Origin of the sequence: Streptomyces lichenis (assembly GCF_023218175.1) — a bacterium.
GTDB lineage: Bacteria > Actinomycetota > Actinomycetes > Streptomycetales > Streptomycetaceae > Streptomyces > Streptomyces lichenis.
In genome coordinates this window covers 102353-128273 of sequence record NZ_JALPTH010000008.1, presented here as the reverse complement: position 1 = coordinate 128273, position 25921 = coordinate 102353, and the positions used below count along the sequence as shown (strand labels likewise).

Sequence of the window (25921 nt, the reverse complement as noted above, 5' to 3'; positions counted from 1 at the left end):
AGCCGATTGTATCGCCACCGTGCCGCTCCGTGAGGGGAATGGGAGGAGATCGGCCGCCGTCTCTCCCTTCCACGGCAGAGGGCCGACCGCCCTCTCCCGGTACCCAGCAGCTCCGGGTAGCCGGCCCCCCGGGCTCAGCCGGTCCAGAAGTCCCACCAGCGGGTCAGGATCAGCATGCCGATCACCCCGATGTGCAGCACGGGCGGCACCCAGGTGAACTCGCGGGCGAAGGACCGCACTCCGGCCGGGGCGGGGAGCAGGTGGTGGCGGATGTTGTGCGAGGTGACGGACCAGAACATCACGATGGTGGCGACCCAGGCCAGTGAGCACCACAGGCAGAGCGCGTTGATCTCGTACAGCGACTGGTACTGGAGCCAGGTGCAGAAGCCGACGCCGAACAGGGTCCCGGCGTTCAGGCCGAGCCAGAACCAGGGGCGGAAGCGGGCGCCGGCCAGGAGGGCGAGGCCGATGCCCATGACCACGGCGTAGGCCGCCAGGCCGAGCATGGGGTTGGGGAAGCCGAAGACCGTGGCCTGGTCGCTCTGCATCACGCTGCCGCAGGAGACCACCGGGTTGAGGCTGCAACCGGGTGTGAAGCCCGGGTCCTGGAGGAGCTTGAACTTGTCGAGGGTGATCACCCACGCGGCCAGCAATCCGGCCGCGCCGGTCACCACCAGCATCCAGGCGAACGCCCGCCCGGCGCCGACCGCACCACGCGATCCGTCCGGTCCGTCCGGTCCGTCCGTGCGGCCGGTGTTGGCCGCCGGGCCCGGGGCCGCCTCGTTCTCCACCCGCGTCATCGTCATGCCGGCGACGTTACACGCGGAAGACATTCAGGGAGGTTTACGGGCAAATATTCAGCAGGACGAGGGAGTTGGGCGGGGGGTGGGGTGACCACCCGCCGCCGGTGCCTCGGCGTCTTCCGGTGCGCGCCGCTCAGGTGCGGACCCGCCGTACCGGGACCAGGCAGTGCGCGCTGACGTCCATCAGCGTCTCGTCACCGGCGAAGGCCCGCAGCGCCTCCTCGTCGACCGGACGGCCGTGCACCGCCTCCGGCCAGGGGCGCAGCGAGACGATCAGATAGACCTTGCCGCTCTGGTGCGCGGCCCGCTCCCACTCCGGCGGGACCGCGCACTGAACGCGCAGGAACGGCATGGTCAGCGCCGCCTGCTCGGCCTCCACCAGCAGGCTGATCGGCACCCGGGTCTCCCGTGCCAGGTCGGAGACCTTGTCACCGATCGACAGCCCGGCCTTCTCCACCTCGGCCCGCAGCGCCTCGGACCCGGCCTCCGGGCCGTCCCGTCCGTCACCGAGCGAGTAGACCATCAGAAACGGCACCTGCGGGGGCTGTCCGGGTTCGGCGTCCGGGTCACCGGCCCAGGCGATGACGGCGAGTGTGCCCAGCGGGGACGCCTGGCGCCCGGGGGATACGGCGGGGGAAGAGGTCATGGCGCCGGATCGTAGCCCCGGACGCGCGGGCGTCTGCCCCGTAATTCACCCGTTCGGCCCAGAGTGCGGCGCCCCGGTTCACCTGACCGGGTAGCGCCCGTACGCGCGCTCCGGCGCAACGCTTCCCCGTCCGGGTCGTTGACCCCGGCGAAGTTGACGACCCACCAGCCACCGGGAGGCATCCGATGGACCGGGCAGCGGCAGTGACTCTTCCAGCTCGCGCGGCACCCCAGGGCCCCGGCCCGGCGGGGAGGCGTCCGGTGCGGCGTACGGTCCTGAGGGCGCTGTTCACCCTGGCGGTGGCCGCCTTCACCGGTGGAGCGCTCGCCCCGCTGGTCCGCACGGGGCAAAGGGAGGGCGTCGAGGCGGCGCCACCCGGCTTCGACGAGATGTACCGGGGCCGCCGCATCCAGGGCGCGGGCCCGGCGGGCGGGCCGCTCGCGGTGTACGTGGACGGGCGTCCGCTCCAGCTGATGCGGTGCGCGGACGGCGGCTGGCTCACCCCGATCGACCACTGCGCCTCGTACCCGACCCCGCTGGCGGCCACCCGGGCCGCGGTGGACGAGCTGGGCGGCGCCGGGCTGTCCGGCGCGGCGGCCACGCACGGCCGCGGACCGGGAGGTGGTGCGCGTGGCGGCGCCGTACACGCGTAGGAACCAGCGGGATCTGACGACCGCCGAGCGGCGCAGGTTCGTCTCCGCGGTGCTGGCGGTCAAGCGCAGCGGCCGCTACGACGACTTCGTCCGCACCCATGTGGACCACTACACGACCGACGGCGAACAGGGGCTGCGGGTCGCGCACATGGGACCGTCCTTCCTGCCCTGGCACCGGCAGTACCTGCTGGAGTTCGAGCGCGAACTGCGCGCCGTGGACCCCGCGGTGACCGTGCCCTACTGGGACTGGACCCGGGACCGCAGCCCCGCCTCCGCCCTCTGGGGCGAGGACTTCCTGGGCGGCGACGGGCGACCGGGGGACCGCCGGGTGACCACCGGCCCCTTCGCGTACGCCTCCGGGAACTGGCCGATCACCGTCGGCGTCACCGACGAGCCCTTCCTCACCCGGGCGCTCGGCCACCCGGCCGACCCGATCGAGCTGCCCACCCGCGCCGATGTGGACGGGGCGCTCGCCGAGGGCGGGTACGACGTGGAGCCCTGGGACTCCACCAGCCGCACCGGCTTCCGCAACCGCCTGGAGGGCTGGCGGCCGGGCGCCAGGGGGACGGCCCGCTGGGCCTGCCACAACCGGGTGCACCGCTGGGTCGGCGGGCTGATGGTCGGCGGCGCCTCGGTGAACGACCCGGTGTTCTGGCTGCACCACGCCTTCGTGGACCTGCTGTGGACCCGCTGGCAGGCCCGGCACCCCAGGGCCGGCTATCTGCCCGCCACCCCGCCGCCGCGCGGCTCGGCGCAGTACCGGCGGGTGGTGGCCCGGCACGAGCGGATGCCGCCGTTCGACGTCACCCCGGCCGAGGTCGCCGACCTGGGGCATGTGTACCGCTACGACGGCTGAGAGCTGTCGGCGCGGCGGCCGAGACGCCGAAGCCCCCGGCCGGTACGGAGACCGGACGGGGGCTTCGTGCCGCGGGACGCGGACGGTGGCGGGAGGCTCAGCCGCCGTAGCCGCCGTCGTTCTTGTGCCCGTGGTTCTTCGAGTCGTCCTTCTTGTCGTGGTCCTTCTTCTTGCCGTCGACGTTGGCGCACTGGTTGCCGAAGGCCGGGTTCAGGATGCCGATGACGTCGATGGTGTTGCCGCACAGGTTGATCGGCACGTGGACCGGGATCTGCAGGATGTTGCCGCTCAGAACGCCGGGGGAGCCGACGGCGGCGGCATCGGCGTCGGCGTCGGCGGCCGCGAGGCCGGCCCCGCCGAGGACAACGGCGCCGGTGCCGGCGAGGACGACGGCGGCCTTCGCGATGCGAAGCATGGGAACTCCTTGTTACGTGCGTGGTGGAACGTGGGTGGTGGTCATGCAGGGAGGGAGACCGCGTGGGCCGCGGTCGTCACCGCCCTTTCAACGCCGTCGCTCACGCCGGGTCACGGCCGCCACGCCGGGTCACCGCATGGATCGCGGTCGATTCGCCCGTTCGGCGGCATGGTGAGGGTCGCGGGGGAGGGAGACGAGAGGGGGAGGGGGGCGGCCGGGGGGCTCAGTGGCCGGGTTCTTCGGCGTCCAGTCCCATCGTGGACTCGACCGCGCCGGTCAGCGAGGGCGCCAGCAGCCCGGCCGGCGGCAGCGCCAGGCCCGGGAGCCCGAGGGTCTCGGCCCGCGGCAGGGTGAGCGGCAGCCCCGCGACGGCGCCGGGGGTGACGGCCTGGACCTCGGAGGCCGGGGCGGCGAGCACCGCCCGGCCGGTGGGCCGGTCGCCCTCGATGTCCGGCAGCGGCGCGGCGATCAGCGTCTCCGGCGTCCCGGTGGAGAGCGGCAGCTGCGGCACCAGCAGCGGCTGGAGCCCGCCCTCCGCGCGCTGGGTGAAGCCCGCGGGCGCCCCCGGCACCGGGATCGGCACCCCAGTGCGGAGCACCGGTGTCTCGGGCAGCACGGTGGAGAGCCCGTGCAGCGGGATGTCCACCGGCGCCACCGGGGCGGAGGCGGCCAGGGCGGGCGAGGCCATCGCCGCGGACGCCAGGCAGGTGACGAGGATCCCCATGCCGGCCTGAGTCTTCGGGTTCATTGCTGCGTACGCCTTCCCGGTGAGGTGAGTGCCGGAACGAGTGACGGTCCGGATCGGGTGAGTGACGGCCGACCTCGGATGAGTTCGGTGCTGTCCCGGAGAACGAGCCCGCGCCGGGGAGCGCTTCGCAATTCGCCCGGATGCAGCAACGCGCGGCCGTGTCGCCGCCGGTACGTGCCGGTCGTGTCCCGGTGGCGCCGGTGCGGTCCGGAACGCGCGGAAGGGCCGGCCGGAGACGTGGTGTCGTCTCCGGCCGGCCCTTCCGCCGCCGTACGCGCCGGGGCTACTTGCCCAGCGGCAGTCCGCCCAGCAGCGGCGCGGCGTCCTTCGCGGGGAGCTTGCCGGCGGTGTCCTGCACCTTGCCGACGAGCTTGTTGTCGGCGACCTTGGTCACCCCGTCGGCGGGGACCGCCTCGGTCAGACCGCGCTTGCCGAGGGTGTCGACGGCTCCGTTGAGGCTGGAGGGGGTGAGGCTCTCGGCGGCGAACGCGGGAGCGGCCGCGCCCAGGGCCATCAGGGAACCGGCGACGACCGCTGCGACCTTCGTGGGCTTCATGGGGGAGGGGGTCCTTCCTGGACGGGTTGCTCGGCACAACGAGCGCTGTGCGGAGGGGAGTTGGTGCTCCCTGTGCTGTGCTTCCGTCTCTGTAACGAGAGCTGCGCGCGGGGGAAACTCCGCGGGAGCGGAATTCCGGCGACTGCACCCGAACGATAGGGACCGGTCCTGTTATCCGACCGCGGGCCCGAAGAGGTCGACCGGAGTGGTTATCCGAAGATGTCCGCCGGGTTCGTGTCGGTGGCCGGGAGGGTGCTCATCCCGGTCTGCGGGGCGGTGTCCTGGCGGACGCTGTCGACCAGTTCCTGCACCGCCTTCTGGATGTCCTGGGCGGAGGTGGTGGCCTCGCCCTCGGCGGCCGAGGCGACCACGGCGTCCACGGCCTCCCGTACGCCCTCCAGCGCCTTCTCCAGGTCGGCGTCCATGGCGTCCAGCTCGCTGCCGGCCGCCTCCTGGTCGTTGAAGAAGTCCTCCGGGAGGGCGAGGCCGGTGTCCGCGCCGTCCCGCGTCCCGGTGCCGGCGGCGTTGGCGGCGGCCTGCTGGAGCCGCTCGATGGCCTCCGCGAGCTCCTCCGTCTGGGGAGTCCCCGGAGTCCGCAGAATCTGGGGAGTCGGGGAAGTCTGCGAGATGCCCGGGGTCTGGGGCGACTGGGGGATGGCGGGGCTCTGGGTGGCGGCGTCCTCCTCGTCCAGCTCCAGGGCGCCGTCGAGGATGCTCTGCACCAGGTCGCCGACCGAGTCCAGGATCTCGTCGACGTCCCCGGGGGCGGCCGCGGGGGCGGTGGGGGCCTGGGCGGCGGCCAGCGCGGGCGCCGCCCCGCCGAGGGTGAGCGCGGCGCAGATCGCGGTGACCGCCATCCGGCGGGGGGTCAGGAGGCGCATGCCGTGTCCTTCCGTGGTGCGTCGGAGCGTGTACTCACCGTGAGTCCGCACCGCGCTGCCCGCAAACGCTTCCCTCACGCAGAGTGAGGGACCCGGATGGCGGTATGCAGGGCTGCGACCTGCGGCGGAGGGCGGCGGGCCGGGGCGTGGCGGCCGGGGAAAACGGGAGCCCTCCGCTGCCCCGGACGAGGGGCCGGACGGGTGGCCGGACGAGGCGGGGGCCGGACGGGCGGCCGAAGGAGGGCGGGGGCGCACACGCGAGAGCGCCACCCCCGGGAGGCAGGGGTGGCGCTCGGTGCCGTCCGCGCCGGCTGTGCGCGGACGAGGGGAAGACGACGTCAGTCGTTGACGCAGACGTTGCCGAAGGCCGGGTTCAGGATGCCGATGATGTCGATGGTGTTCCCGCACAGGTTGACCGGGATGTGGACCGGGACCTGCACCGCGTTGCCCGACAGGACACCCGGGGAGCCCACGGCCGCGGCCTCGGCGCCGGAGTCGGCGACGGCGGCACCGGCGGCACCGGCGAGGGTGGCGGCTACGGCGGAGGTCAGGACGGCGACCTTGGCGATACGGGACATGGTGACGAGCTCCTAGATTGTCGATGCACAGCGGCCGACGTGGTCGGCTACACCAACAACGCCCCGGGCGCTGGGCGGTTGCGCCACCGAACGGGTGAACCAGGCGGCGGCGGGTCGACGCCACGCGACACGACACGGCCGCACCCGAAGCAGCCACGCCGAAAAGGGTAGTTGCTCCGCCTTTGTGTCAAATACCCGAGTGTGTGGCGGGTGGGGGATACCGTGCACTCGCTGTTTCCGCCCGTCCCCCCCGCAAGCCCGCAAGCCCGCAAGCGCTGCAAGCCCCGCAAGCCCCCTGAGCCCCGCAAGCTCTTTTGCCCGGTCGTCTCTGCCGGTCGTCGTTCGCCACGCGGACGAGCAGTTCGGATGTTCGGATCCCTCCGGTGCCGCCGTGCCGGCCCCCGCCGCCGCCCACCCCCGACACCGGGTGCCCCTCCGGTGCCGGGCCCGGGTCCTCGGGTCCGCTGCCCGTCCCGCCGCGGCGAAGGCCTCGTAGAAAGGGTCACGCGTGCCTTCCCCTCCCCCCTTCACCGCACTGCACGTCGTCCAGCCGGGCGACGGCGGGGTGGCCCGGGTGGTCGCCGACGTGGCGGCCGCGCAGGTGGCCTCCGGTATGCGGGCGGTCGTCGCCTGCCCACCCGGTACGGAACTGGCCGCCGCGGCACGGGCGCGGGGCGCCGAGGTGCGCCCCTGGCGGGCCGGCCGCGAACCGGGCAGGGCGCTGGTCGCCGAGAGCCGCGGCGTCGCCCGGCTGGTGGACGAGGTCCGCCCCGACCTGGTCCACGCGCACAGCGCCAAGGCCGGACTGGCCGCCCGGCTGGCGGTACGCGGCCGGGTGCCGACCGTCTACCAGCCGCACGCCTGGTCGTTCGAGGCCGTGGGCGGCACCGCCGCGGCGCTGGCCCGGCGCTGGGAGCGGTGGGCGGCCCGCTGGACCGACCGGGTGATCTGCGTCAGCGAGGCCGAGCGCCGCCGCGGTGAGGGCGCCGGGGTGCGGGCGGCCTGGTCGGTCGTCCACAACGGTGTGGACATCGAGCGCTTCGCCGGTGGCACCGCGGAGGGGGGCGCCGCCGGACGGGCCGCGGCCCGGGCCGCGCTGGGGCTGCCGGCCACCGCCCCGCTGGTGGTCTGCGTGGGCCGGCTCTGCCGCCAGAAGGGGCAGGACGAGCTGCTGCGCGCCTGGACCGCCGTACGGGAACGGGTGCCGGGCGCCCGGCTGGTGCTGGTCGGGGACGGGCCGGCGGCCGCCGCCCTGCGCGCCGCCGCACCCGGCTCGGTCCTCTTCGCGGGCGCGGTCGCCGACCCGGCGCCCTGGTACCGGGCGGCCGACCTCGCCGTACTGCCGTCCCGCTGGGAGGGCCTGGCGCTGGCGCCCCTGGAGGCGATGGCCGCCGGGCGCCCGGTGGTGCTCACCGATGTGGACGGCGCCCGGGAGAGCCTGCCGCCGGGGCAGGAGCCGCACTGCCTGGTCCGCCCCGGCGACCCGGCCGCGCTGGCCGGCGCCCTCGCGGTGCTGCTCCAGCGGCCGGTGCTCCGCGCCGACCTCGGCCGCCGGGCCCAGCGCCATGTCCGCGAGCGGTTCGACGTACGGCGGGCCGGGGCGGCGATCACGGATGTGTACCGCGAGGTGGCCGCCGTACCGGGCCGCGCACCGAGGGAGCCGATCGCCCAGTGACCACCGACTCGTCACCGGCCCGGGAGCCCGTCCCGTACCCGGTACCGCACTCGGAGCCGGGGGCCGCCGCCCCGGCCGTACCCGTACCCGTACCCGTGTCCGTTTCCGTGCCCCTCCCCCTCCCCGTCCCCGGTCCCGCTTTCGTGCCGGCGCCGGCGGGTGGGGACCGGGTGGGGTCGGCGCGGCCGGTGCCGGTGCCGCCGTTCACCGCCGCCCTGGTCGCGGTGGACTGCGCGGCGGTGCTGCTCGGCGGGCTGGTGCTGGCCGCCGGGCTGCCGGGCCGCGGGCTGCCGTCGGCCGGGCTGCTGCTCCAGCTCACCGCCCTGCTGGTGGCGCTCGACGCCTACGCCGGGCTCTACCGGACCGCCTCGCCGCTGCCCTCGCTGGCGCCCGAGCTGCCCGCGCTCGCCGGACGGGCGGCCGTGGTGTGGTGCGCGGCCGCCGCGCTGCTCGCCAACGGGCACCCGGGCGCCGCCGGCTGGGCGGCGCCGGCCGTCGCGTACGCCGTCCATCTGCTCGCCGTCTGCGCCGGCCGGACCGTGCTGCACGGCCGGCACCGGCGGGCGGTGCGGGCCCGGCCGCGGGCCGCGCTGGTGGTGGGCCGGGCGGCCGAGGCGCTGCGGCTGGCCGCCGTGCTGGCCGAGCACCCCGAGTACGGGCTGCGCCCGGTCGCCGTGTTCGACCCCGACCGGGGCGGCGGCGCCGGGGAGCCCCGTACCCCTGAGCCCCGTTCCGCCGACCCGGCCGGCGGGGCGGCGCTGCCGGTGCTGGGGGCGGCCGGGGAGGTGCAGCGGGCGGTGGTGCGCGGCGGGGTGTCGGTGGCGCTGTTCACCGGGCCGGGCAGCGGACCCGAGCGGGACGAGGAGCTGGCGGCACTGCTGGCCGACCACGGCTGCGCCGGGGTGCTGGTCGGGACGGCCGCCGGGACGGCGCCGATGGACCGGCATCTGTGGGGGCACGCCTGGCGGCGGATCGACGCCCCGCCGGAGTGCCCCGGCGGCCCGGGCAAACGGCTGCTGGACCTGGCGCTGGCGGCGCCCGCGCTGCTGCTGCTGGCCCCGGTGCTGCTGGGCTGCGCCGCCGCCGTGCGGCTGGCGGACGGGCCCGGGGTGCTGTTCCGGCAGGAGCGGGTCGGCCAGCACGGACGGCTGTTCACCCTGCTGAAGTTCCGTACGCTGCGCCCGGCCGACGACGAGGAGGCCGCCACCCGCTGGAGCGTGGCCCGGGACACCCGGCTGGGCCCGGTCGGCTCCTTCCTCCGCCGCACCTCGCTGGACGAGCTGCCGCAGCTGTGGAACGTGCTGCGCGGTGATATGAGCCTGGTCGGCCCGCGCCCCGAACGGCCTTACTTCGTCGCCGAGTTCAGCAGACTGCACCCCGGCTACGCGACCCGGCACCGGATGCCGGTGGGGCTGACCGGGCTGGCCCAGGTGCACGGGTTGCGCGGGGACACCTCCATCGAGGACCGCTGCCGCTTCGACAACCACTACATCGACCACTGGTCGCTCTGGCAGGACGTCTGCATCCTGGTCCGCACCGCCGTCTCCCTGCTCCGCCCGGCGGGCAGTTGATGCCCGGCACCGGCGCCGGCCGGAAGGTGTGGCGGGCGGCGCCGGTGCTGCCGCTGCTCGCGGTGGTCGTCCTGCTCGCCGTACCGCCGCCGGACGGCGGCCCGGGCGGCACCGGGGGCACGGTGGCGGACGCCGCCTCCGGGCTGCTGGTGGTGTACACGGCGGCGCGGCTGCTACGGGACCGGGCCCGGCCGCTGTCCCGGACCGCCGCGGTGGTGCTGGGGCTGCCGGTGCTCGGGGTGTGCGCGGCCGCGGTCGCCTCCTACGACCCGGCGGCCAGCCTGCCCGGGGTGGTCCGCTACCTCCAGGTGTTCGTGCTGGTCCCGGCGGCCGTGGTGCTGCTGCTGCGGGACCGGCGGGACTTCCGGCTGACCGCCTGGGCGCTGGTCGGGCTGGCCCTGGCGCAGGGCGCGGTCGGCACCGTCCAGAACCTCACCGGCACCGGCGCCTCCTATATGGGCGAGGATGTGCGGGCGGTCGGCACCTTCGGCGCCGCCGATGTGATGGGCATGGCGACCGCGGTGGCGTACGGGCTGGTGGCGGCGGTGGCGCTGGCGCTGGGCTCGCCCGGGCGGCGCGGCCGGGCGGTGGCGCTGGGCTGCGCGGCCCTGCTGCTGTTCCCGCTGGTGGTGTCGTTCAGCCGGGGCGCCTGGATCGCCACGGTGGCCGCCTGCGCGCTGCTGCTGGTGCTCTCCGGGCCGCTGCGGGCGCTGCGGGTGGCGCTGGTGGCGGGCGCCGCGGGCGTGGTGCTGGTCGCCGGACTGGGCGTGGGCTCGCAACCGGTGACCGAGCGGGTGGCCAGCATCTCCCAGGTGACCGACGCCCCGGACCGCTCGGTGACCGACCGGTACACCATGTGGGCGGCGGCCGTGGGGATGTGGCGGTCCGAGCCGCTGACCGGCGTCGGGCTGAAGGGCTTCCCCGAGTACCGGGACGCGCACGCCTCGCTGGCACTCTCCTCGGGCAGCGACATCGCGGGCGCGGGCCGGGACTTCGCCCGGCAGCCGCTGCTCTCCCCGCACAACATGTACCTGCTGATCCTGGGCGAGCAGGGGCTGCTGGGGCTGCTGGCCCTGGCGGGCGGCTGGCTGGCGCTGCTGGTGTGCGGGCTGCGTCGGCTGCGGGCGGCCCCGGACGGGGCACGGCCCGGTCCCGGTTCGGCGGGGCGCTGGGGGGCTCCGGTGGACTGCGGGCTGGTCGCGGTCGGGCTGCTCGGCTGGCAGCTGGTGGACTTCGCGTACGCGGACATCGGCGGCCCGGCGACCGTGCTGACCTCCCTGGTGCTGGGCCTGGCCGGCTGGTGGGCGCTGGAGCCGGGGGCCCGGATCCGGGCCGGGGACGGGGTGCGGGGCGTGGGGCGGCCCCGGTCGGCCGAGCGGGGCGAGGTGTGCCCGGCGCCCGCCGGGGTGGAAGGGGGTGCCGTCCATGGCTGAGGCCGCGTCAACGGGCGTACTGCCCGACGGCATCCGCCCGGTGGCCGCACCGGCCCCCGAGGTACCGGCCTGCGAGGCAGTGGCTCCCGAGGCACCGGCTCCCGAGGCGGGGTCTGCTGCCGCCGGGTCCGGGCGGTGGCTGGCCCGGGCCGCGGTGCTCACGGCCGCGTTCACCGCCGCGGGCGCGCTGCTCGGCTTGGTCCGGGACCAGTTGCTGGCCTCGGTGTTCGGGGCCGGGCCGGAGACCGACGCCTTCCTGGTGGCCTGGACGGTGCCCGAGTTCGCGGCGACCCTGCTCATCGAGGACGGGATGGCGCTGGTCCTCGTGCCCGCCTTCGCCGCCGCGCTGGCCCGCCGGGGGGCTCTGCGGGCCGGTGCGGACCCGGTGCGGGCGCTGGTACGGGCCACCCTGCCGCGGCTCGTCCTCACCCTCGGCGCCGCCGCCGTGGTGCTGGCGCTGGCCGCACCCTGGCTGGTGCCGCTGCTCGCCCCCGGTCTCGCGCGGCCCGCGCTGGCGGTGGACTGTGTCCGGCTGACCGCCTCCTGCCTGCTCTCCTTCGCGCTCGCCGGCTGGTGCAGCGCCGCCCTTCGGGCGCACGGCAGCTACGCCGCGCCCGCCGCCATCTATGTCGCCTACAACGCCGGGATCGTCGCCGCCATCGTGCTGCTGGGCCCCGAGTGGGGGGTGCGGGCGGCGGCCGCCGGGGTGGCCGCGGGCGGGGTGCTGATGGTGCTGCTCCAGGCCCCGGGCGTATGGCGGCGGCTGCGTCTGAAGGCGTGCCCAGGGGCGGACACCAAAGGGGACGCGGGAGCGGTGGCGCTGGCCGTGATCGCCCCGGTGGTGGTCTTCGCGGTCAGCCGCCAGAGCCAGGTGCTGGTGGAGCGGTTCCTCGCCGCCCCGCTGCCGGCCGGGGCCATCTCCCACCTCAACTACGCCCAGAAGGTGGCGCAGTTGCCGATGACGCTGTCGCTGATGGTGTGCACGGTGAGCTTCCCGGTGGTGGCCCGCGCGCTGGCCGCCGGTGACACCGGGGCCGCCCGGCGGCGGGCCGAACGGGATCTGCTGCTGGCCGGACTGATCGTGCTGACCGGCGCCGCGACGGTGCTGGCCGCCGCCCCGCAGCTGGTGCAACTGCTCTTCGAACGCGGCGCCTTCGACCGTACCGACACCGCCGTCACCGCCACCGTGATGCGGGTGTACGCACTCGGGCTGCTCGGCCACACCCTGGTCGGGGCGCTGGTGCGCTGCTCCTTCTCGGCGGCCCGGCCGCTCTGGCACCCGGCCGCCGCGATGCTCGCCGGGATCGCCGCGACCGGCGCCGCCGGACACCCGCTGGCCGGGATGTGGGGCGCGCCCGGGATCGCCGCCGCCAACGCGCTGGGCATCTCCCTCACCGCCGCCCTGCTGCTGGCCGGTTCCCGGCGGGGCGGTGTTCCGCTGGGGGCCGGGGCGCTGCTGTCCGGGCTGGCCCGGCTGGCGGCCGCCGCCCTGGCCGCGGCCGCCGCCGGCCGGCTCTGCGCGGTCGGGCCGCCGCTGCTCGCGGTCACCCTGGCGGCCGCCGCCGTCCTGGTGGTGCTGCCCGCCGCCGCGCTCGCCCTGCGCGCCCCCGTCGTCCCCGAACTGCTGGCGCGGGCCCGCCGACCGCGCCCGGCCACCCCGACCGACCGCCCCCGCACGAAAGCACCCGTATGACTGTGCCAGCGCCCGAGCCCCCCGCCCTGCCCGCCTCCGCCCCGGTCCCGCTGTGGGTGGCCATGTACCACTCGGTCGCCGACACCACGGACGACGATCCCTACCAGGTCACCGTCTCCCCGGCCCGGCTCGACCGGCAGCTGCGCCGGCTGCGCGACAAGGGGCTGCGCGGGGTGTCGGTACGCCAACTGCTGGACGCCGCACGGCGGGGCGCCGCCCGCGGGCTGGTCGGGCTCACCTTCGACGACGGGTACGCCGACTTCCTGGACGAGGCCGTGCCGCTGCTGCGCCGCCATGACTGCACCGCCACCGTCTACGTCCTGGCCGGCCGGCTCGGCGGGTCCAACGACTGGGACCAGGACGGCCCGCGCAAGCCGCTGCTCACCGAGGAGGGCGTACGCCGGTGCGCCGCCGCCGGGATGGAGATCGGCTCCCACGGACTGCTGCACATCGACCTCACCCGGGCCGATGACCGCGAACTGGCCGAGGAGACCCGGCTCAGCCGGGAGCTGCTGCGGGCCGCCACCGGCCGGGCGCCCAGGGGCTTCTGCCACCCCTACGGCCGACTCGACCGCCGGACGGTCCGGGCCGCCCGGGAGGCCGGATACGGCTACGGGGTCGCCATCGACCCGCCGCCCGGCCTCGCCGGGGTGCACGCCCTGCCGCGCGTCCACCTCGGGGAGCGGGACCACGCGGTCCGGCTGGAGCTGAAGCTCCGTCTGCACCGCTGGCGCCGCCCGGCGGTGGACCTCGACCCGGCCACTCCAGTGCCCGGGCGGGCGGGGAGGTCGTCATGAGCGCGCCCCGGGTGCTGCACCTCATCACCGGACTCGGCACCGGCGGCGCCGAGCACCAACTCCGCCTGCTGCTGCGGCACATGCCCGCTCCCGTGGTGAGCGAGGTGGTCACCCTCACCAACCCCGGTCCGGTCGCGGACGCCCTGCGGGCCGACGGCGTCCCGGTCAGCTGCCTCGGAATGCGCGGCAACCGTGACCTCGCCGCGCTGCCCCGGCTGGTCCGGCTGATCCGGCGCGGGCGGTACGACCTGGTCCACACCCACTTGTACCGGGCCTGCGTCTACGGACGGCTCGCCGCCCGGCTCGCCGGGGTGCGCGCGGTGGTCGCCACCGAGCACTCGCTGGGCGAGGGCCAGATCGAGGGACGCCCGCTGACCGCGGGGGCGCGGGTCCTCTACCTGGCCTCGGAGCGGCTCGGCGGGGCGACGATCGCGGTCTCCGACTCGGTGGCCCGCCGACTGGCCGACTGGGGCGTGCGCCCGTCCCGGATCCGGGTGGTGGCGAACGGCATCGACGCCGGGCGGTTCGCCTTCGACCCGGCGGCCCGGGCGGCGGAGCGCGGCCGGCTGGGCCTCGCCCCGGACGCCTGTGTGGTCGGCGGGGTGGGGCGGCTGGTGCCGGGCAAGCGATTCGACGCGCTGGTACGGGGGTTCGCCGAGGTGGCCGGGGAACTGCCCGCCGCCCGGTTGCTGCTGGTGGGCGACGGACCCGAGCGGGAGCGGCTGCGGCTGCTGGCCGAGGACTGCGGGGTGGCCGACCGGACGGTGTGGGCGGGCGCGGCCGGTGCGGACCGGCTGCCGGGGCTGCTGGCCGCGATGGACCTGTTCGTCTCGCCCTCCGAGGACGAGGCCTTCGGGCTGGCGGTGGTGGAGGCGCTGGCCGCCGGGCTGCCGGTCCGCCAGGTGACCTGCCCGGCCGTGGACGACCTCCCACCGGACGAGGCCCCCGGCGCCCGGCGCATCGGCGGGACGGGAGCCTCCCTCGTGGCGGAGATCGCCACCGAGATCGCGACGGCGGCGGGGGCGGCGGTCCCGGCGGCGATCCCCGCGTCGGCGGTGCGGGCGTCGGGAATCCCCGCGGCGGCGGTCCCGGCGTCGGCGGTACGGGAGGAGGGGCCCCGTCCCGTGGCGGTCGCCGCCGGTCCGGTCCGGGTCTCCGGCTCCGTCTCCGACTCCGTTCCGGTTGGCCCGGCCCCCGCCCCGCCGTCCTCCGCTCCGGCCGGGCGGTTGCCGGTGCCTCCGGCCGTACGGCGCTACGACATCGCGCACACCGCCCGCCAGGTGAAAGCCCTGTACGACACCCTCCTCGACGAAGCGAGTCACGGATGCCCCGGATGACCGCCCCGCTGCCCTCCCTGCCTTCCCTGTCCGCCCTCCGGTCGCTGCCCTCGCTCGCGGTACGGGGGGCCATCGGCCGGCTCACCCGGCTGCGCCGCACCCGCCGCCGCTGGCTGGTCCCGGTCGCCGTGCTGCTGGGTGTGCTGGGCGGCACCGGGTACGGGCTGCTGACACCCCCCGAGTACGCGGCGACCAGCTACGTCATCGTGGTGCCCGCCGCCGGGTCCGATCCCGCCGCCGCGATGGGCCTGGCCCAGGCGTACGGGCGGGTCGCCACCGATGTCGCCGTCGTCGGGGACGCCCAGGTGGAGGCCGGGGTCACCGCCGCGGCCCTGCGGGCGGCCGTGCAGACAGCGACCTCGCCGGACGCCCCGATGGTCTCGGTCACCGCCCGGGCCGGCCGCCCCCGCCAGGCCGCCGGGATCGCGGACGCCGTGGCCAAGGCCCTGGTCCGCAAGGGCGCCGACACCCAGACCGGCACCGGGGTGAAGGTACTGGAGTTCACCCGGGCCGCCGCCCCGACCGTCCCGGTGACCCCCTCGCCCGTACTCTCCGCGCTCGTCGGCGGCTGCGCGGGCGGGCTGCTCGGCGGCCTCGCCCTCCTGGTCCGCCCGCGCCGCCGGCCGCCCGTCGAGTGGTACGGCACCGCCCCGGCGCGCGGTCCGCTGCCCCGGGCCGCCGCGCCGCGCACCGAGGAGGCGTCCGTATGACCGGGAACGCATGGGAGATCAGTGTCTGCCGCGACGGTGACGACTTCGGGCGGCTGGCGGGAGAGTGGACCGAGCTGCACCGGCGCTGCCCCACGGCCACCCCGTTCCAGTCGCACTCCTGGCTGCACTCCTGGTGGACCTCGTACGGCAGTCCGGGCCGGCTGCGGGTGGTCCTGGTCCGCCGGGCCGGCCGGCTGGTGGCCGCCGCCCCGCTGCGGCTGGTGCCCGGCCCCGTACCGCTGTTCACCCACCTCGGCGGGGAGATCACCGACTTCTCCGACGTCCTGGTCGACGGCGACCCGCACGCCGCCTCCGGACCGGCCGCGGAGGCGATGGGCGCGCTGACCGCCGCGCTGCACCGGCTGGCCCGTACCGCCGTGATCGATCTGCGCGAGGTACGGGACGGGGCCGCCGCCCAGCGGGTGTACGCCGACTGGCCGGGCCCTCGGCACCGGATGGACGACTCGGTCTGCATGGAGCTGCCCGCCCTGCCGATCGACGGGCTGGTCGCCCGGCTGCCCTCCGCCCGCGCCCAGCGGGCCCGCTCCAAGCTGCGCCGGCTGGACCGGCTGGGCATCGAGGAGCGCGCCGTACCCGCCGCGGAGGTGCCCGAGGCACTGCGCGGACTGCTGAGGCTGCACCAGCGCCAGTGGGCCGACCGGGGCGTCAACCCGGAGCATCTGACGCCCCGCTTCCAGGAGCACCTCCAGCGGGCGGTGGGGGCGATGGTGGCCTCCGGCGACGCCATGGTGACCGAGTTCCGGCTGGACGGGGATCTGGTCGCCGCCGACCTCACCCTGCTGTCCCCCCTGCTGTCCGGCGGCTATCTGTACGGGGCCGACCCGCGCCTGCGCTCCAGCAAGGCGGATGTGGCGACGCTGCTGCTGCGCAACGGGGCCCGGGAGAGCAGCGCGGCCGGGCGGGGGACGCTCAGCCTGCTGCGCGGGCGGGAGCCGTACAAGAGCCACTGGCGCCCCGAACCGGCCGTCAGCGCCCGGCTGCTGCTCTCCACCCGGCGCACCGCCCCCGGCCTGCTGCTGCGGGCGGGCTGCGCCGAGGCCCGGCACCGGGCGGCGGACGCGCTCCGCGACCGGGACTGGGTGCGGCGGCTCCGGCGGCTCGGCGGCTGAGCGGACCAGCGGTACGGGAGCGGGACGGCCGCCCCGCTCCCGTACCGGCGGCGGCTCAGCCGAGCCGGAGGCAGAGCGGCCGGCCGAGCCACTTCCGCACCCACGGCCCCAGATCCAGCGGCACGCACTCCGCCGGCCGGGACGGCTCCGAAGGCTCCGTCGGCGTCGGCGTCGGCGTCGGCGTCCCGGAAGGCGTCGGCTGCGGCGTCGGCGTACCGGACCCCGGGGCGTACCGCTCCGTCATCAGCTTCCGGAACACCTCCGAGGCGCGTGGGTTCTCCCCGCACTGCCAGACGCCGTGCGGGCAGTAGTCGGTGACCGTCTGGTAGAGCGGCTTGTGCTCGGCGAACCAGTCCAGCATCCCCCGCATGTAGTCGGGGTTGTCACCGCCCCGGAACAGCCCCCACTCCGGGTACGAGACGGGCTTGCCGCGCGCGGCGGCGAACTCCACCTGGGCGCGGAGCCCGTACTCCTGCTCCACCTGCTCCTGGAAGGTCTCGCCGGGCGGTTGGTCGTAGGAGTCCATCCCGATGATGTCCACCACGTCGTCACCCGGGTAGCAGTCGGTCCACGGGACGGCGTCCCGCCCCCGGTTGGGTGCGAAGTCGAAGCGGAACCGCTGGCCCGGGACCTCGCGCATCGTGGCGACGATCCGCCGCCAGTACGCCTTCCAGGCCTCCGGGTCGGGGCCGCAGCGGTGCGAGTAGGTGGTGCCGTTCATCTCCCAGCCGAGGACCACCACGGTGTCCGGGACCCCCAGGCCCACCAGCCGCTCGGCGAGCGTCCGGTAGTGGCGGTCGAACCGGCCGTCGGCGCCGAGCCGCAGCAGCTGCCGCACCACCGCGTCGGGCAGCCGGCTCTCGTTCTGCTCCATCATCGGCACATTGAGGACGAACATCCGCTCGTCCCGTTCCTGCCGCCAGCGCGCCCAGTCCTCCAGGAAGCCCGGGTGGCCCTCGATGTTGCTCCAGACGTCGCCCGGCAGGTAGGTGTGGCCGACGGTCGGCTGCGCCCCGCCCAGCCAGTCGCGCAGCCCGGCCATCCGGCTGATCCCCTCCGGCCCGAAACCCAGATACGCCCCGAACGCACCTCCGGCCGGAGACGAGGGCGATGGGGACGGGCTGGGGGACGCCTCCGGGGCGGGGGCCGAGGGGGAGGGCTCCGCGGGGGAGGGAGTGCCGGGGGTGGTGCCGGGGTCGGGTGGTGGTGGGGGAGTGGCCGCGCCGCCGGGCGCCGCCAGGGCCGTACCCGTCATCAGCAGCGCGACCGTGGCGAGGGCCAGCCGGGTGCCCCGCCCCCGTAGCGTGCCGTTCCGCCCGTCGTGGCTCTTCCGGTGACCCATGTCCGCTCCTCCGCCAGGTGGCGCCCGATCGGCCGTCCCCATGGAGCAGAAAATACGACTGACGGACCGTCGGGTAATCCGGAGCGGGCCTGGAGTGGACCATCGGTGGACGGACTCCCCCGTTCGGGCGCGGAACGGCGCGATCGTCCCGTCGTGCTCGCGGCGGCCGCGCCGACAGCGGAGAAGCCGGCCCCGGGGTGCCCCGGGACCGGCTTCTCCATGGCCGTCGGACCGTGACCGTCAGGTCGTGGCCGTCGGACCTGGCCGTCAGGTCGTGGCCGTCAGGCCGTGGCCGTCGGGCCGTGACCCCGCCGGGGTCACTTCTCCGCGTTCACGCAGACGTTGCCGCCGGCCGGGTTCAGCGCGCCCAGCACGTTGACGCTGTTGCCGCAGACGTTGACCGGGATGTGGATCGGGACCTGGACCACGTTGCCGGACAGGATGCCCGGCGAACCGACCGCGGCGCCCTCGGCGTCCGCGTCGGCGAAGGCGGGCGTGGCCGCACCCAGCGCCATGATGATTCCGGCGACGGCTACCGCGGCCCTCTTGCACTTCATCTTCGGCTTCCTTTCGGCAGGGGAAGTCCTGTCGCGGATTTCACGACGTACGGACCGGTGGGTCCGGCTTCCACTGTGAAAATCAGACCTAATGCGAGGCCGGAAAGCCGTCATCGCGGCGGGTTCAGGGAAACGATTCACCCGGATGTCAGGGGGATGGCGGGGTCGATCGGAGCAGTGCCGCCGCCGAACGGGGGACGGCCGCCGCCGGGGTCAGCGTCCCGGCCAGATCGGATGGGAGACCAGGGCGTCCCACTCCCGGTCCGGGATGCCGGGGAGGGTGCGCCCGAGGGCCTGCCACTCGTCTATCAGGGAGGAGTAGACCGGCGGCGGCACGGGGCCCTGAGGCGGCGGCGCCGCGGCCACCGCGTCCATCTCGTTCGCCGTCGCGTGCCTGCTCTGCGGGATCAGCGGGACCCGCTGCCATCTCCCGGCGTGAGGAGCCATGCCGTACCCTTCCGTTCGCGCAGCATCAGCCTTGGCAGGGCTCTCGCATCATGACACAGCGTCCCCGTCCGCCTCCGGAGCGCGTCGCCCGGGCGTTCGGGGGCTCAGCGCGGAAGGGCGGCGAGGCGCAGCGAGAAGTGGTCCAGGGTGCGCGGCAGCGGGCGGTCGGGGCGCAGCCGGGCGGGGCGCTCCGGCAGGTAGTCATGGCGTTCCAGCAGCGCGGCCAGCGCGGTGGAGGTGGCCAGCAGCACCAGGTCCTCACCCGGGCAGCCGGCCGGTCCGGCGCTGAACGGCAGCAGCGCCTCGGTGTGCCGGGCGGTGCCGTCGAGCCAGATCTCCGGCGTCAGCCGGTCCGCGTAGGGCAGCGCCTCGTCGCGGTGGAACAGCGGCGCGTAGATCAGGAAGCCGGTGCCGGCCGGCAGGGTGTCCGCGCCCCAGCGGGTCTCCCGGACCGACTCGCGCAGCAGGAACGGGGTGGTCGGCCAGAGCCGCACGGTGTCCAGCACACAGGCCCGGGTGTACGGGAGGAGGTGCGGCGCGGAGAGGTCGGTGACCGCCAGTTCGCCCCGGACCTGGTCCCGTTGCCTGCCGTGCGTGGAGAGCAGGGCGAGGGTGCGGAACGCGGCGATGCCGGCCGCGTCGAACGCGAACAGCCAGTGCGGCACCTGGCCGGCCGGGTCGGTGCCGGGGGCGGCGGGGGTACGGGAGAGGGCGGCGGCCAGCGAGCCCGGTTCGGCGCGGTCGAGGTGGGCGCGCAGCCGGCGCTCGAAGCGGTCCCGCAGCGCGGTGCGGCGCGGGGCCGCGAACGACCAGTTGCCGGCCGAGCGCAGCCGGTCGAGCATCGCGGTCAGCGCGGTGTCGTCCCGGGCGGCGTCGCCGAGCACGATCCGCCGGACGGTGCGGTTCCAGGCGGTGTGGAAGCGGCGCCAGTCGATCTCGCCGTCCCCGGCGGTGGCCGCGCCGAGCAGCTTGCCGGCCTCCTCGCGCACGGTGCGGACCAGGGCGGGGGCGAGGCTGTGGGTCTGCTTGCCGTACTCCAGCACGGCCTCGTTGAAGGCCCGCCGCTCGTCCCGTCCGCCGCGCTCCTCCTCGGTGGAGATGAGCACCCCGTGCGGCTGGAACTGCTCCAGCGCGGCCCGCTTCTCCCGGGTCGCGGGGGTGTACGGGTCGGGGGTGCCGGCCAGTACCCGCCCGGCGTCCTCCGGGTGCAGCAGCACGGCGAAGCGGCGTCCGGCGACATCGAGCCGCAGCGGGCCGGGGCCGTGCTCCCCGCGGAGTTCGCCGAGCAGGGCGATGGCCCGCCGGTCCACCTGGTACCGCTCGGCCAGCGCCATACCGGTCCTGCGCCGGATGATCACCCCGCCGGCGAGGGTGGGGGCGACGATCCGCGCGGCCAGCCGGGCGGTCTCCCGGCCCGAGGCCCTGGCCGGGGTGTGCGGGGAGTCCGGGGGAGCGGCGGGGGAGGCCGGCCCGGTACGCGTGGTGAAGACATCGTCGCCGCTGGTCATGGCCGCCGGGTTCCCGGGCCCCGAACGGCGAAACGGCCCCGGGCGGCGCCCGGGGCCGTCGGGGGCACCGCCCCTGCGCGCCCGGCCCGGATGCCGGCGGGAACCGGGGCGCGGGGGCGGATCGCACGCGCGCCCCGGGTGCGGGGGACACACCGGGGCGCGCGGGAACGGGGGGTGAGCGGGGTCAGCCGGCGCCGGGGCCGCCGGCTCCCCAGCTGCCGCTGTGCGAGCCGCGCCACTTGGCGTCGTGCTCGGAGACCGGCGAGGAGTCCGCCTCGGTGTTCTGGTTCTTCACCTCGTACGGCATCAGGCGGTCCTCACGCTCCTCAAGCTCGGCCGGGCGCCGGTGGCCCTCCGCCTCACCCGGCAGTCCGGCGTCGTCCGGGCGGTGCGGCTGCTCATCCGGCCGCGGAGCGGGCGACTCCCTCTGGCGGATGCGCCGTCCCACGAGGAACCCACCGACAAGGAAGCCGACGAGCAGGATGCCCGCGACAAGAGGACCAATGCCTACGAGATGGTCCCTAAGCGCATACTCCGCAGCGAACACGGTGAGAGAGTCCATATCAGGCGTGTACCCGGTGGAAGTGGAATCAGACACTCAGGCCCCTGTGGGTACGACAAGCTGATCGTCTTTTCGTACGTGATTGATCTCTTCGAGTGACCTCGCGGAACCTAAACGGAGCCGGGCTGTTGGGCAGGGCGACCCGAGCACCGGGTCTCTCGACGAGAAGGATGAACCATGATCAAGAAGGTTCTGGCCACCGCCGGCGTCGCTGCGGCCGTGCTGGGCGCTGCCGCTCCGATGGCCTCCGCCGTGGGCAACGACGGAATCGACACGCAGAACGGCAACTTCGCCACCCAGTCCTACGGCAACACCGTCACCGGCGGTTACATGAGCCCGCAGATCGGGCTCGTCCAGGGCTCCCTGAACAAGCCCTGTGTCGGACTCCCCGTCCAGGCCGATGTCCAGAACATCGTCGCCCTGGTCAACGTGGGCGTTCAGGACATCCTCAACGACACGCAGAACCAGCAGTGCGCCGAGAACTCCACCGCGGTCAAGGGCGACAGCGCGCTGTCGCACATCCTGGAGAACGTCCTCTCCGAGAACGTCTCCGCCGCCGTCGAGGACTGACGCCGGCCGTCCGGCCCGTACGACCCGCGCGGTCGTACGGGCCGGCCCGTACGGTGACCGTGCCACCCCGGCGCCCTTCACCGGCACCGGCCCCGGTACGGGTACCGGCAGCTCGGCCGCGACCTCCCCGGTCCGCGGCCGTTCTTCGTCTCCCGCTCCACCCTCTCCTCCCTCGCACGCCCGGTGCCGCCCATGGCCCCGGGCATTCCGACGATTGGGCGATCATGATCGAGAAGGTTCTGGCCACCGCGGGTGTCGCCGCCGCCGTGCTGGGCGCCGCCGCCCCGATGGCCTCCGCCGTGGGCGACGGCGACATCGACACGCAGAACAACAACTTCGCCACCCAGTCCTACGGCAACACGGTCACCGGCGGCGCGCTCAGCCCGCAGACCGGACTGGTGCAGGGCTCGCTCAACAAGCCCTGCGTCGGGGTGCCCGTCAACGGCGACATCCAGAACATCCTGCTGATCAACATCGGCATCCAGGACCTCGTCAACGACCAGCAGGACCAGCAGTGCGCGGAGGGCTCCACCGCGGTCAAGGGCGACAGCGCCCTGTCGCATCTGGTCGAGAACCTCATCTCCGAGAACGGGGCCGTCGCGGTCCAGGACTGAGCCCCCCGGGCCCTCGTCCCCGCCGCCCGGGCTACTTGGCGTCCGCGTAGCACTCCACCGTGGCGGTGGTGAAGGGGAACCGCACCGGAGTGTCGCCGAAGGCGATCCGCCCCGCCGTGTCACCGGCCGCGCGGACCGCCTCGGCGACCCGCGGCGCCTCCTCGGCGGGGCAGTGCACGATGACCTCGTCGTGCTGGAAGAACACCAGCTCCGCCCGGAGGCCCGCCAGCGAACGGCGCAGCGCCGCCAGCATCAGCAGCGCCCAGTCGGCGGCGCTGCCCTGGACCACGAAGTTCCGGGTGAAGCGGCCCCGGGCCCGGGCGTCGGAGGAGGCGTAGCCGGGGGTGAACCCGCCGTCCGCGGCGCCCGGCTCCGTACCGCCGTCCAGCGGTCCGCCCTCCTGGGGCAGGCCCGCCTCCTCCGCCTCGCCCGCGTCCGCCGCGCGCGGGCTGGTCCGGCCCAGCCAGGTGCGCACCAGCCGCCCCTCCTCGCCCGCCCGCGCCGCCTCGTCCACATAGGCGACCGCCCGGGGGAAGCGGCGGCGCAGGGCGGCGAGGTTCTTCAGTCCGTCGCCGCTGGTCTGCCCGTAGACCGCGCCCAGCAGGGCGAGCTTGGCGTGCTCCCGGTCCCCGGCGAACGCCCGGTCGGACAGCCGGGTGTAGAGGTCGCCGGGGTCACCCGCCACCTCCATCAGCCCCAGGTCCCGGGAGATCGCCGCCAAAACCCTGGGCTCCAGCTGGTCGGCGTCGGCCACCACCAGCCGCCAGCCCTCGTCGGCGATGACGGCGCGGCGGATCACCCGGGGGATCTGGAGCGCCCCGCCGCCGTTGGTGGTCCAGCGCCCGGAGACCGTGCCGCCCGGCAGGTACTCGGGACGGAACCGCCCCTCGCGCACCCAGTCCTGGAGCCAGCCCCAGCCGTGCGCCGTCCAGACCCGGTACAGCTTCTTGTAGGCGAGCAGCGGCGCGACCGCCGGATGCCCGACCCGCTCCAGCTCCCAGCGGCGGGTGGACTTCACCGCGACACCGGCCTGGGCGAACGCCCGCACCACGTCCGCCGGCAGGTCCGGCCGCACCCGCCGCCCGAAGGCCTCCGACACCTCGTCCGCCAGCTCCGCCAGCCGGCGCGGCTCGCCCACGCCCCCGTACCGCTCGCCCAGCAGCTCGTGCAGCACCTCCCGGTGGACATCGGCCCGCCAGGGCAGCCCGGCCCTGGTCATCTCGGCGGCCACCAGCATCCCGGCCGACTCGGCCGCGGTCAGCAGCCGCATCCTGCCCGGGTGCTCGGCGGCGTCATGTCTTCGCTGCTGCTCCGCGTAGACCTCCAGCAGGGCGTCGAACGGCAGGGGCACCGGGCCCGGCTCGAACAGCGAGGACTGGGACACCGGGGCCGCGGCGCGCTGCGGCGGGTCCGGCGGTACCGGGAGGCGGTGCAGCCGGGCCCAGGCGGCCGCCGCCGAGCGCGGATCGCCCCAGCGGCCCCGGTGGCCCAGGAGCAGCTGCTCGGCGGCCTCGATGTCGTAACACCGCTCCACCCGCACACCCGCCGCCAGCAGCCGCGGATACGCCTCGGCGGTGGAGCGCCACACCCAGCGGGCGGCGTCCGGACGGGAGCGCACCGCCGCCACCAGGTCCGGCTCGGTGCGGACCGGGCCTGCGGGCAGCCCGTCCTCGCCCAGCGGCACCAGCCGGGCCCCGCCGCCCTCGGCGTCCGCCACCAGCCAGCGCTCACCGCCCCGCGGCTCACCGCCCCGGCCCTCGCCGACCTGCTCTGACACCCGCTCCCTCACCCGTCCGAGTCTGGCACCCGGCACTGACAGTCCGGCCGGCCGACGCGGGCCGGGAGGGCGCCGGGACCAGGGCGGATATCCGGGCCGGGAATGCGCAGCTCGCGTAGCAGCGCGGTGTCCACAGGCTGTGGATGGAAGAGCGGGGGCCGTCGGCCGTGGGCGGTGAGGGCGTCGTGGCCGGACACCACCACCGGCGCGGTGCCGAACGGCTGGGGCGGTGGGGGCCTCTGACCAGGACTTCAGCCCACCGAGGCCGCCTCGCCCCGTACCGCTCCGGCCCGTACCGCTCCCGCCCGTACCGCCTCCGCGTAGGCCTCCACGGCCGGACGCGGGGCGCGGCCCAGCAGCCTGGAGGGTGGACGGGTGGGTGGATGCGGCCGCCCTCGTCGGGGGTGCCGGCCGGCTGGGATCATGGTGGGGGCAGGGGCGGCCGGTCCGTAAGGAGGCAGATCGATGTCAGTGGGGCACACCGGGGTAACCACCCCGGCCGCCACCACCCCCGTGGTGAGCTGCGCCGAGGAGTGCGGGGTGCGGGACGTCCAGGACCGCCTGGGGGACAAGTGGACCGTCCATGTGGTGGTGGAACTGGCCGCCGGGGTGCGGCGGTTCCGGGAGCTCCAGCGTCTGGTGCCGGGTATCTCGCAGCGGATGCTCACCCTGACGCTGCGCCGGCTGGAGCGGGACGGGCTGGTGACCAGGACCGGGTATCCGACCGTCCCGGCGCAGGTGGAGTACGAGCTGACCGGGTCCGGCCACAGCATGACCCACCTGATCAAGGCGCTGGTCGACTGGTCGCTGGACCACCGCGGGGCGATCGCCGAGGCCCGTGCCGCCTATGACGCCCGGGGAAGGGGCGGCGGCGCATGACCACGATGAGCACGGTCGAGCGGGCGTTGGCCGCCGCGCTGTACGCCGGGGGCGGTACGGAGCGGGAGCGGGACGCCGCGCTCGACACGGCCGCCTCACTGCTCGCCGGCGACCCCGGCGCGGACGCCGAACTCGCGCGCCGGGGCGAGGAGCTCGTACGCCGGGCGTGGCAGCGCGGCTGGCAGCCGGCGGATGTGCTGCGGCTGGTGTGCCGGGACCTGGAGGACCGCCATGTGCGGCTGGCCGCGGGGCTGATCGCCGCCGAGGTGCGGGGGTATCCCGCGCTGCCGGTGCGGTGGGCCGGGCAGCTGGCGGAGTTGCCCGGGGCGGAGTGGCGGGCGGACCGGTTCTCGTACGCCACCGCCGTGCTGGAGCTGTACCGCCTGCTGGCCCGGCTGCCCGCGATCGAACCGGCCGGTCCGGTTCCGGGGACGCCGCTGACCGCTCCGGCCGCCCCCGGGGAGCCGCGGATGCTCGGCCGGATCCGGGCGCTGCTCGCCAAGGCCGAGGCGACCGGCTATCCGGAGGAGGCGGAGGCGCTGACCGCCAAGGCGCAGGAGCTGATGGCCCGCCACAGCCTGGACGAGGCGGCGCTCGCGGCCCGCATCCACCGGGCGGAGGGGCCGGAGGCGGTGCGGATCGGCGTGGAGCCGCCGTACGAGACCAGCAAGGCGATCCTGCTGGACGCCGTCGCCCGGGCGAACCGCTGCCGGGCGGTGTGGAGCGAGGCGTTCGGGTTCTCCACGGTGGTCGGCTTCGGGGCGGACCTGGAGGTGGTGGAGCTGCTGTACACCTCGCTGCTGGTGCAGGGCATGGCCGCGATGAGCCGGGCGGAGCGGGAGCAGCGGGCGGGTGGACGGAAGCGGACGAAGACGTTCCGGCAGTCGTTCCTGCTGGCGTACGCGCATCGGCTCGGCGACCGGCTGGAGGCGGCCGCCGAGCGGGTCACCGCGGATGCCGCGGCCGGGGCGGAGGCGGCCGGGCTGCTGCCGGTGCTCGCCTCCCGGGAGGCCGCGGTGAGCGCCCGCGCCGACGCGATGTTCCCCGAGATGACCGCCACCCGGGTGCGCGGCGCCACCGACGAGGCGGGTTGGCAGCATGGCCGGGACGCCGCCGACCGGGCCCGTACGGAGACGAGGAGGCGGCTGCCCGGGAGGGAGTAGAAGGGAGATGTCCGAGAAGG

General features: G+C 75.7%; 27 protein-coding genes. 14 read left to right on the top strand and 13 right to left on the bottom strand.

Translation table 11 applies throughout. The annotated features are described in order from the left end of the window. Window positions 1–134: 134 nt before the first annotated feature. Both M1O15_RS11080 and M1O15_RS11075 read right to left on the bottom strand, forming a co-directional pair. Window positions 135–806, bottom strand: a complete 672-nt coding sequence (locus tag M1O15_RS11080; protein ID WP_248633366.1) for a vitamin K epoxide reductase family protein — start codon at window positions 804–806, stop codon at window positions 135–137. Window positions 807–936: 130 nt separating this feature from the next. Further along, window positions 937–1449, bottom strand: a complete 513-nt coding sequence (locus tag M1O15_RS11075) for a DUF5949 family protein (protein WP_248633364.1) — start codon at window positions 1447–1449, stop codon at window positions 937–939. A gap of 260 nt (window positions 1450–1709) precedes the next feature. Between M1O15_RS11075 and M1O15_RS11070 the strand changes: the two genes are divergently transcribed. Together M1O15_RS11070 and M1O15_RS11065 are read left to right on the top strand one after the other, a co-directional pair. Further along, window positions 1710–2102 (top strand): tyrosinase family oxidase copper chaperone, encoded by a 393-nt coding sequence (locus M1O15_RS11070; protein ID WP_308282282.1) that lies wholly within the window; start codon window positions 1710–1712, stop codon window positions 2100–2102. Next, on the top strand, window positions 2080–2958 hold the full coding sequence (locus M1O15_RS11065; protein ID WP_248633361.1) for a tyrosinase family protein: 879 nt from the start codon (window positions 2080–2082) through the stop codon (window positions 2956–2958). The genes M1O15_RS11070 and M1O15_RS11065 overlap by 23 nt, the downstream gene beginning before the upstream one ends. Before the next feature lie 97 nt (window positions 2959–3055). Here M1O15_RS11065 and M1O15_RS11060 read toward each other — a convergent pair whose 3' ends face one another. From M1O15_RS11060 to M1O15_RS11040, 5 genes are all read right to left on the bottom strand, one after another. Continuing rightward, complete coding sequence (locus M1O15_RS11060; RefSeq protein ID WP_248633359.1) at window positions 3056–3373, bottom strand: chaplin; 318 nt, start codon at window positions 3371–3373, stop codon at window positions 3056–3058. Window positions 3374–3596: 223 nt separating this feature from the next. Beyond that, complete coding sequence (locus M1O15_RS11055; RefSeq protein ID WP_248633357.1) at window positions 3597–4121, bottom strand: hypothetical protein; 525 nt, start codon at window positions 4119–4121, stop codon at window positions 3597–3599. A 283-nt stretch (window positions 4122–4404) separates the two neighbouring features. Continuing rightward, window positions 4405–4677, bottom strand: coding sequence for a hypothetical protein (locus M1O15_RS11050; protein WP_248633355.1), 273 nt, complete (start codon window positions 4675–4677; stop codon window positions 4405–4407). Between the two features lie 209 nt (window positions 4678–4886). Beyond that, window positions 4887–5558, bottom strand: a complete 672-nt coding sequence (locus M1O15_RS11045; protein ID WP_248633354.1) for a hypothetical protein — start codon at window positions 5556–5558, stop codon at window positions 4887–4889. Window positions 5559–5896: 338 nt separating this feature from the next. Continuing rightward, complete coding sequence (locus M1O15_RS11040; protein ID WP_248633353.1) at window positions 5897–6136, bottom strand: chaplin; 240 nt, start codon at window positions 6134–6136, stop codon at window positions 5897–5899. Between the two features lie 508 nt (window positions 6137–6644). Here M1O15_RS11040 and M1O15_RS11035 point away from each other — a divergent pair. The 8 genes from M1O15_RS11035 to M1O15_RS11000 all read left to right on the top strand — a co-directional run bounded on the left by M1O15_RS11035 (window position 6645) and on the right by M1O15_RS11000 (window position 16482). Beyond that, window positions 6645–7811, top strand: coding sequence for a glycosyltransferase (locus M1O15_RS11035; RefSeq protein WP_248633352.1), 1167 nt, complete (start codon window positions 6645–6647; stop codon window positions 7809–7811). A 170-nt stretch (window positions 7812–7981) separates the two neighbouring features. Continuing rightward, window positions 7982–9382 (top strand): exopolysaccharide biosynthesis polyprenyl glycosylphosphotransferase, encoded by a 1401-nt coding sequence (locus M1O15_RS11030; protein ID WP_248633351.1) that lies wholly within the window; start codon window positions 7982–7984, stop codon window positions 9380–9382. Beyond that, window positions 9382–10815, top strand: a complete 1434-nt coding sequence (locus M1O15_RS11025; RefSeq protein WP_248633346.1) for an O-antigen ligase family protein — start codon at window positions 9382–9384, stop codon at window positions 10813–10815. The genes M1O15_RS11030 and M1O15_RS11025 overlap by 1 nt, the downstream gene beginning before the upstream one ends. Beyond that, window positions 10808–12508, top strand: a complete 1701-nt coding sequence (gene murJ / locus M1O15_RS11020; protein WP_248633344.1) for a murein biosynthesis integral membrane protein MurJ — start codon at window positions 10808–10810, stop codon at window positions 12506–12508. The genes M1O15_RS11025 and murJ overlap by 8 nt, the downstream gene beginning before the upstream one ends. After that, complete coding sequence (locus M1O15_RS11015) at window positions 12505–13305, top strand: polysaccharide deacetylase family protein (RefSeq protein WP_248633337.1); 801 nt, start codon at window positions 12505–12507, stop codon at window positions 13303–13305. Before murJ ends, M1O15_RS11015 begins: the two co-directional genes overlap by 4 nt. Beyond that, window positions 13302–14642 carry a glycosyltransferase gene (locus tag M1O15_RS11010; protein WP_248633335.1) on the top strand — a complete coding sequence of 447 codons (1341 nt, stop codon included), beginning with the start codon at window positions 13302–13304 and terminating at the stop codon, window positions 14640–14642. The genes M1O15_RS11015 and M1O15_RS11010 overlap by 4 nt, the downstream gene beginning before the upstream one ends. After that, window positions 14639–15352, top strand: a complete 714-nt coding sequence (locus M1O15_RS11005; protein WP_248633333.1) for a YveK family protein — start codon at window positions 14639–14641, stop codon at window positions 15350–15352. The genes M1O15_RS11010 and M1O15_RS11005 overlap by 4 nt, the downstream gene beginning before the upstream one ends. After that, window positions 15349–16482, top strand: a complete 1134-nt coding sequence (locus tag M1O15_RS11000; protein ID WP_248633332.1) for a GNAT family N-acetyltransferase — start codon at window positions 15349–15351, stop codon at window positions 16480–16482. The genes M1O15_RS11005 and M1O15_RS11000 overlap by 4 nt, the downstream gene beginning before the upstream one ends. Before the next feature lie 55 nt (window positions 16483–16537). On the opposite strand, the gene M1O15_RS10995 is transcribed toward M1O15_RS11000, so the two are convergent. From M1O15_RS10995 to M1O15_RS10975, 5 genes are all read right to left on the bottom strand, one after another. Next, entirely contained in the window at window positions 16538–17824 is a 1287-nt protein-coding gene (locus M1O15_RS10995; protein WP_248633331.1) for a glycoside hydrolase family 26 protein, read from the bottom strand. 317 nt (window positions 17825–18141) lie between these two features. Next, a complete protein-coding gene (locus M1O15_RS10990) occupies window positions 18142–18381 on the bottom strand; it encodes a chaplin (protein WP_248633330.1) in 240 nt (79 codons plus the stop codon). Window positions 18382–18594: 213 nt separating this feature from the next. After that, window positions 18595–18828 (bottom strand): hypothetical protein, encoded by a 234-nt coding sequence (locus M1O15_RS10985; protein WP_248633329.1) that lies wholly within the window; start codon window positions 18826–18828, stop codon window positions 18595–18597. Window positions 18829–18932: 104 nt separating this feature from the next. Next, complete coding sequence (locus M1O15_RS10980; protein ID WP_248633328.1) at window positions 18933–20336, bottom strand: cytochrome P450; 1404 nt, start codon at window positions 20334–20336, stop codon at window positions 18933–18935. Window positions 20337–20520: 184 nt separating this feature from the next. Continuing rightward, entirely contained in the window at window positions 20521–20898 is a 378-nt protein-coding gene (locus tag M1O15_RS10975; RefSeq protein ID WP_248633321.1) for a DUF6479 family protein, read from the bottom strand. A 177-nt stretch (window positions 20899–21075) separates the two neighbouring features. On the opposite strand from M1O15_RS10975, the gene M1O15_RS10970 reads away from it, so the two are divergent. Together M1O15_RS10970 and M1O15_RS10965 are read left to right on the top strand one after the other, a co-directional pair. Beyond that, entirely contained in the window at window positions 21076–21468 is a 393-nt protein-coding gene (locus tag M1O15_RS10970; protein ID WP_248633320.1) for a rodlin, read from the top strand. Window positions 21469–21692: 224 nt separating this feature from the next. Next, on the top strand, window positions 21693–22082 hold the full coding sequence (locus tag M1O15_RS10965; protein ID WP_248633318.1) for a rodlin: 390 nt from the start codon (window positions 21693–21695) through the stop codon (window positions 22080–22082). Window positions 22083–22113: 31 nt separating this feature from the next. Here the strand turns inward: M1O15_RS10965 and M1O15_RS10960 are convergent, their stop codons facing one another. After that, the gene (locus M1O15_RS10960; RefSeq protein WP_248633316.1) at window positions 22114–23859 is read right to left on the bottom strand and encodes a bifunctional 3'-5' exonuclease/DNA polymerase; all 1746 of its coding nucleotides are present in this window, start codon (window positions 23857–23859) and stop codon (window positions 22114–22116) included. 465 nt (window positions 23860–24324) lie between these two features. On the opposite strand from M1O15_RS10960, the gene M1O15_RS10955 reads away from it, so the two are divergent. Beyond that, window positions 24325–24738, top strand: a complete 414-nt coding sequence (locus M1O15_RS10955; protein WP_248633314.1) for a winged helix-turn-helix transcriptional regulator — start codon at window positions 24325–24327, stop codon at window positions 24736–24738. Then, on the top strand, window positions 24735–25901 hold the full coding sequence (locus M1O15_RS10950) for a DUF2786 domain-containing protein (RefSeq protein ID WP_372499444.1): 1167 nt from the start codon (window positions 24735–24737) through the stop codon (window positions 25899–25901). The genes M1O15_RS10955 and M1O15_RS10950 overlap by 4 nt, the downstream gene beginning before the upstream one ends. Window positions 25902–25921: the final 20 nt, after the last annotated feature.

Bases quoted from the DNA above. Each gene is read 5' to 3' on its own strand.
- M1O15_RS11080 (WP_248633366.1), bottom strand. From the start codon at position 806: ATGACGATGACGCGGGTGGAGAACGAGGCGGCCCCGGGCCCGGCGGCC.
- M1O15_RS11075 (WP_248633364.1), bottom strand. From the start codon at position 1,449: ATGACCTCTTCCCCCGCCGTATCCCCCGGGCGCCAGGCGTCCCCGCTG.
- M1O15_RS11060 (WP_248633359.1), bottom strand. From the start codon at position 3,373: ATGCTTCGCATCGCGAAGGCCGCCGTCGTCCTCGCCGGCACCGGCGCC.
- M1O15_RS11055 (WP_248633357.1), bottom strand. From the start codon at position 4,121: ATGAACCCGAAGACTCAGGCCGGCATGGGGATCCTCGTCACCTGCCTG.
- M1O15_RS11050 (WP_248633355.1), bottom strand. From the start codon at position 4,677: ATGAAGCCCACGAAGGTCGCAGCGGTCGTCGCCGGTTCCCTGATGGCC.
- M1O15_RS11045 (WP_248633354.1), bottom strand. From the start codon at position 5,558: ATGCGCCTCCTGACCCCCCGCCGGATGGCGGTCACCGCGATCTGCGCC.
- M1O15_RS11040 (WP_248633353.1), bottom strand. From the start codon at position 6,136: ATGTCCCGTATCGCCAAGGTCGCCGTCCTGACCTCCGCCGTAGCCGCC.
- M1O15_RS11025 (WP_248633346.1), top strand. From the start codon at position 9,382: ATGCCCGGCACCGGCGCCGGCCGGAAGGTGTGGCGGGCGGCGCCGGTG.
- murJ (WP_248633344.1), top strand. From the start codon at position 10,808: ATGGCTGAGGCCGCGTCAACGGGCGTACTGCCCGACGGCATCCGCCCG.
- M1O15_RS11015 (WP_248633337.1), top strand. From the start codon at position 12,505: ATGACTGTGCCAGCGCCCGAGCCCCCCGCCCTGCCCGCCTCCGCCCCG.
- M1O15_RS11010 (WP_248633335.1), top strand. From the start codon at position 13,302: ATGAGCGCGCCCCGGGTGCTGCACCTCATCACCGGACTCGGCACCGGC.
- M1O15_RS11005 (WP_248633333.1), top strand. From the start codon at position 14,639: ATGACCGCCCCGCTGCCCTCCCTGCCTTCCCTGTCCGCCCTCCGGTCG.
- M1O15_RS11000 (WP_248633332.1), top strand. From the start codon at position 15,349: ATGACCGGGAACGCATGGGAGATCAGTGTCTGCCGCGACGGTGACGAC.
- M1O15_RS10995 (WP_248633331.1), bottom strand. From the start codon at position 17,824: ATGGGTCACCGGAAGAGCCACGACGGGCGGAACGGCACGCTACGGGGG.
- M1O15_RS10990 (WP_248633330.1), bottom strand. From the start codon at position 18,381: ATGAAGTGCAAGAGGGCCGCGGTAGCCGTCGCCGGAATCATCATGGCG.
- M1O15_RS10985 (WP_248633329.1), bottom strand. From the start codon at position 18,828: ATGGCTCCTCACGCCGGGAGATGGCAGCGGGTCCCGCTGATCCCGCAG.
- M1O15_RS10980 (WP_248633328.1), bottom strand. From the start codon at position 20,336: ATGACCAGCGGCGACGATGTCTTCACCACGCGTACCGGGCCGGCCTCC.
- M1O15_RS10975 (WP_248633321.1), bottom strand. From the start codon at position 20,898: ATGGACTCTCTCACCGTGTTCGCTGCGGAGTATGCGCTTAGGGACCAT.
- M1O15_RS10970 (WP_248633320.1), top strand. From the start codon at position 21,076: ATGATCAAGAAGGTTCTGGCCACCGCCGGCGTCGCTGCGGCCGTGCTG.
- M1O15_RS10965 (WP_248633318.1), top strand. From the start codon at position 21,693: ATGATCGAGAAGGTTCTGGCCACCGCGGGTGTCGCCGCCGCCGTGCTG.
- M1O15_RS10955 (WP_248633314.1), top strand. From the start codon at position 24,325: ATGTCAGTGGGGCACACCGGGGTAACCACCCCGGCCGCCACCACCCCC.
- M1O15_RS10950 (WP_372499444.1), top strand. From the start codon at position 24,735: ATGACCACGATGAGCACGGTCGAGCGGGCGTTGGCCGCCGCGCTGTAC.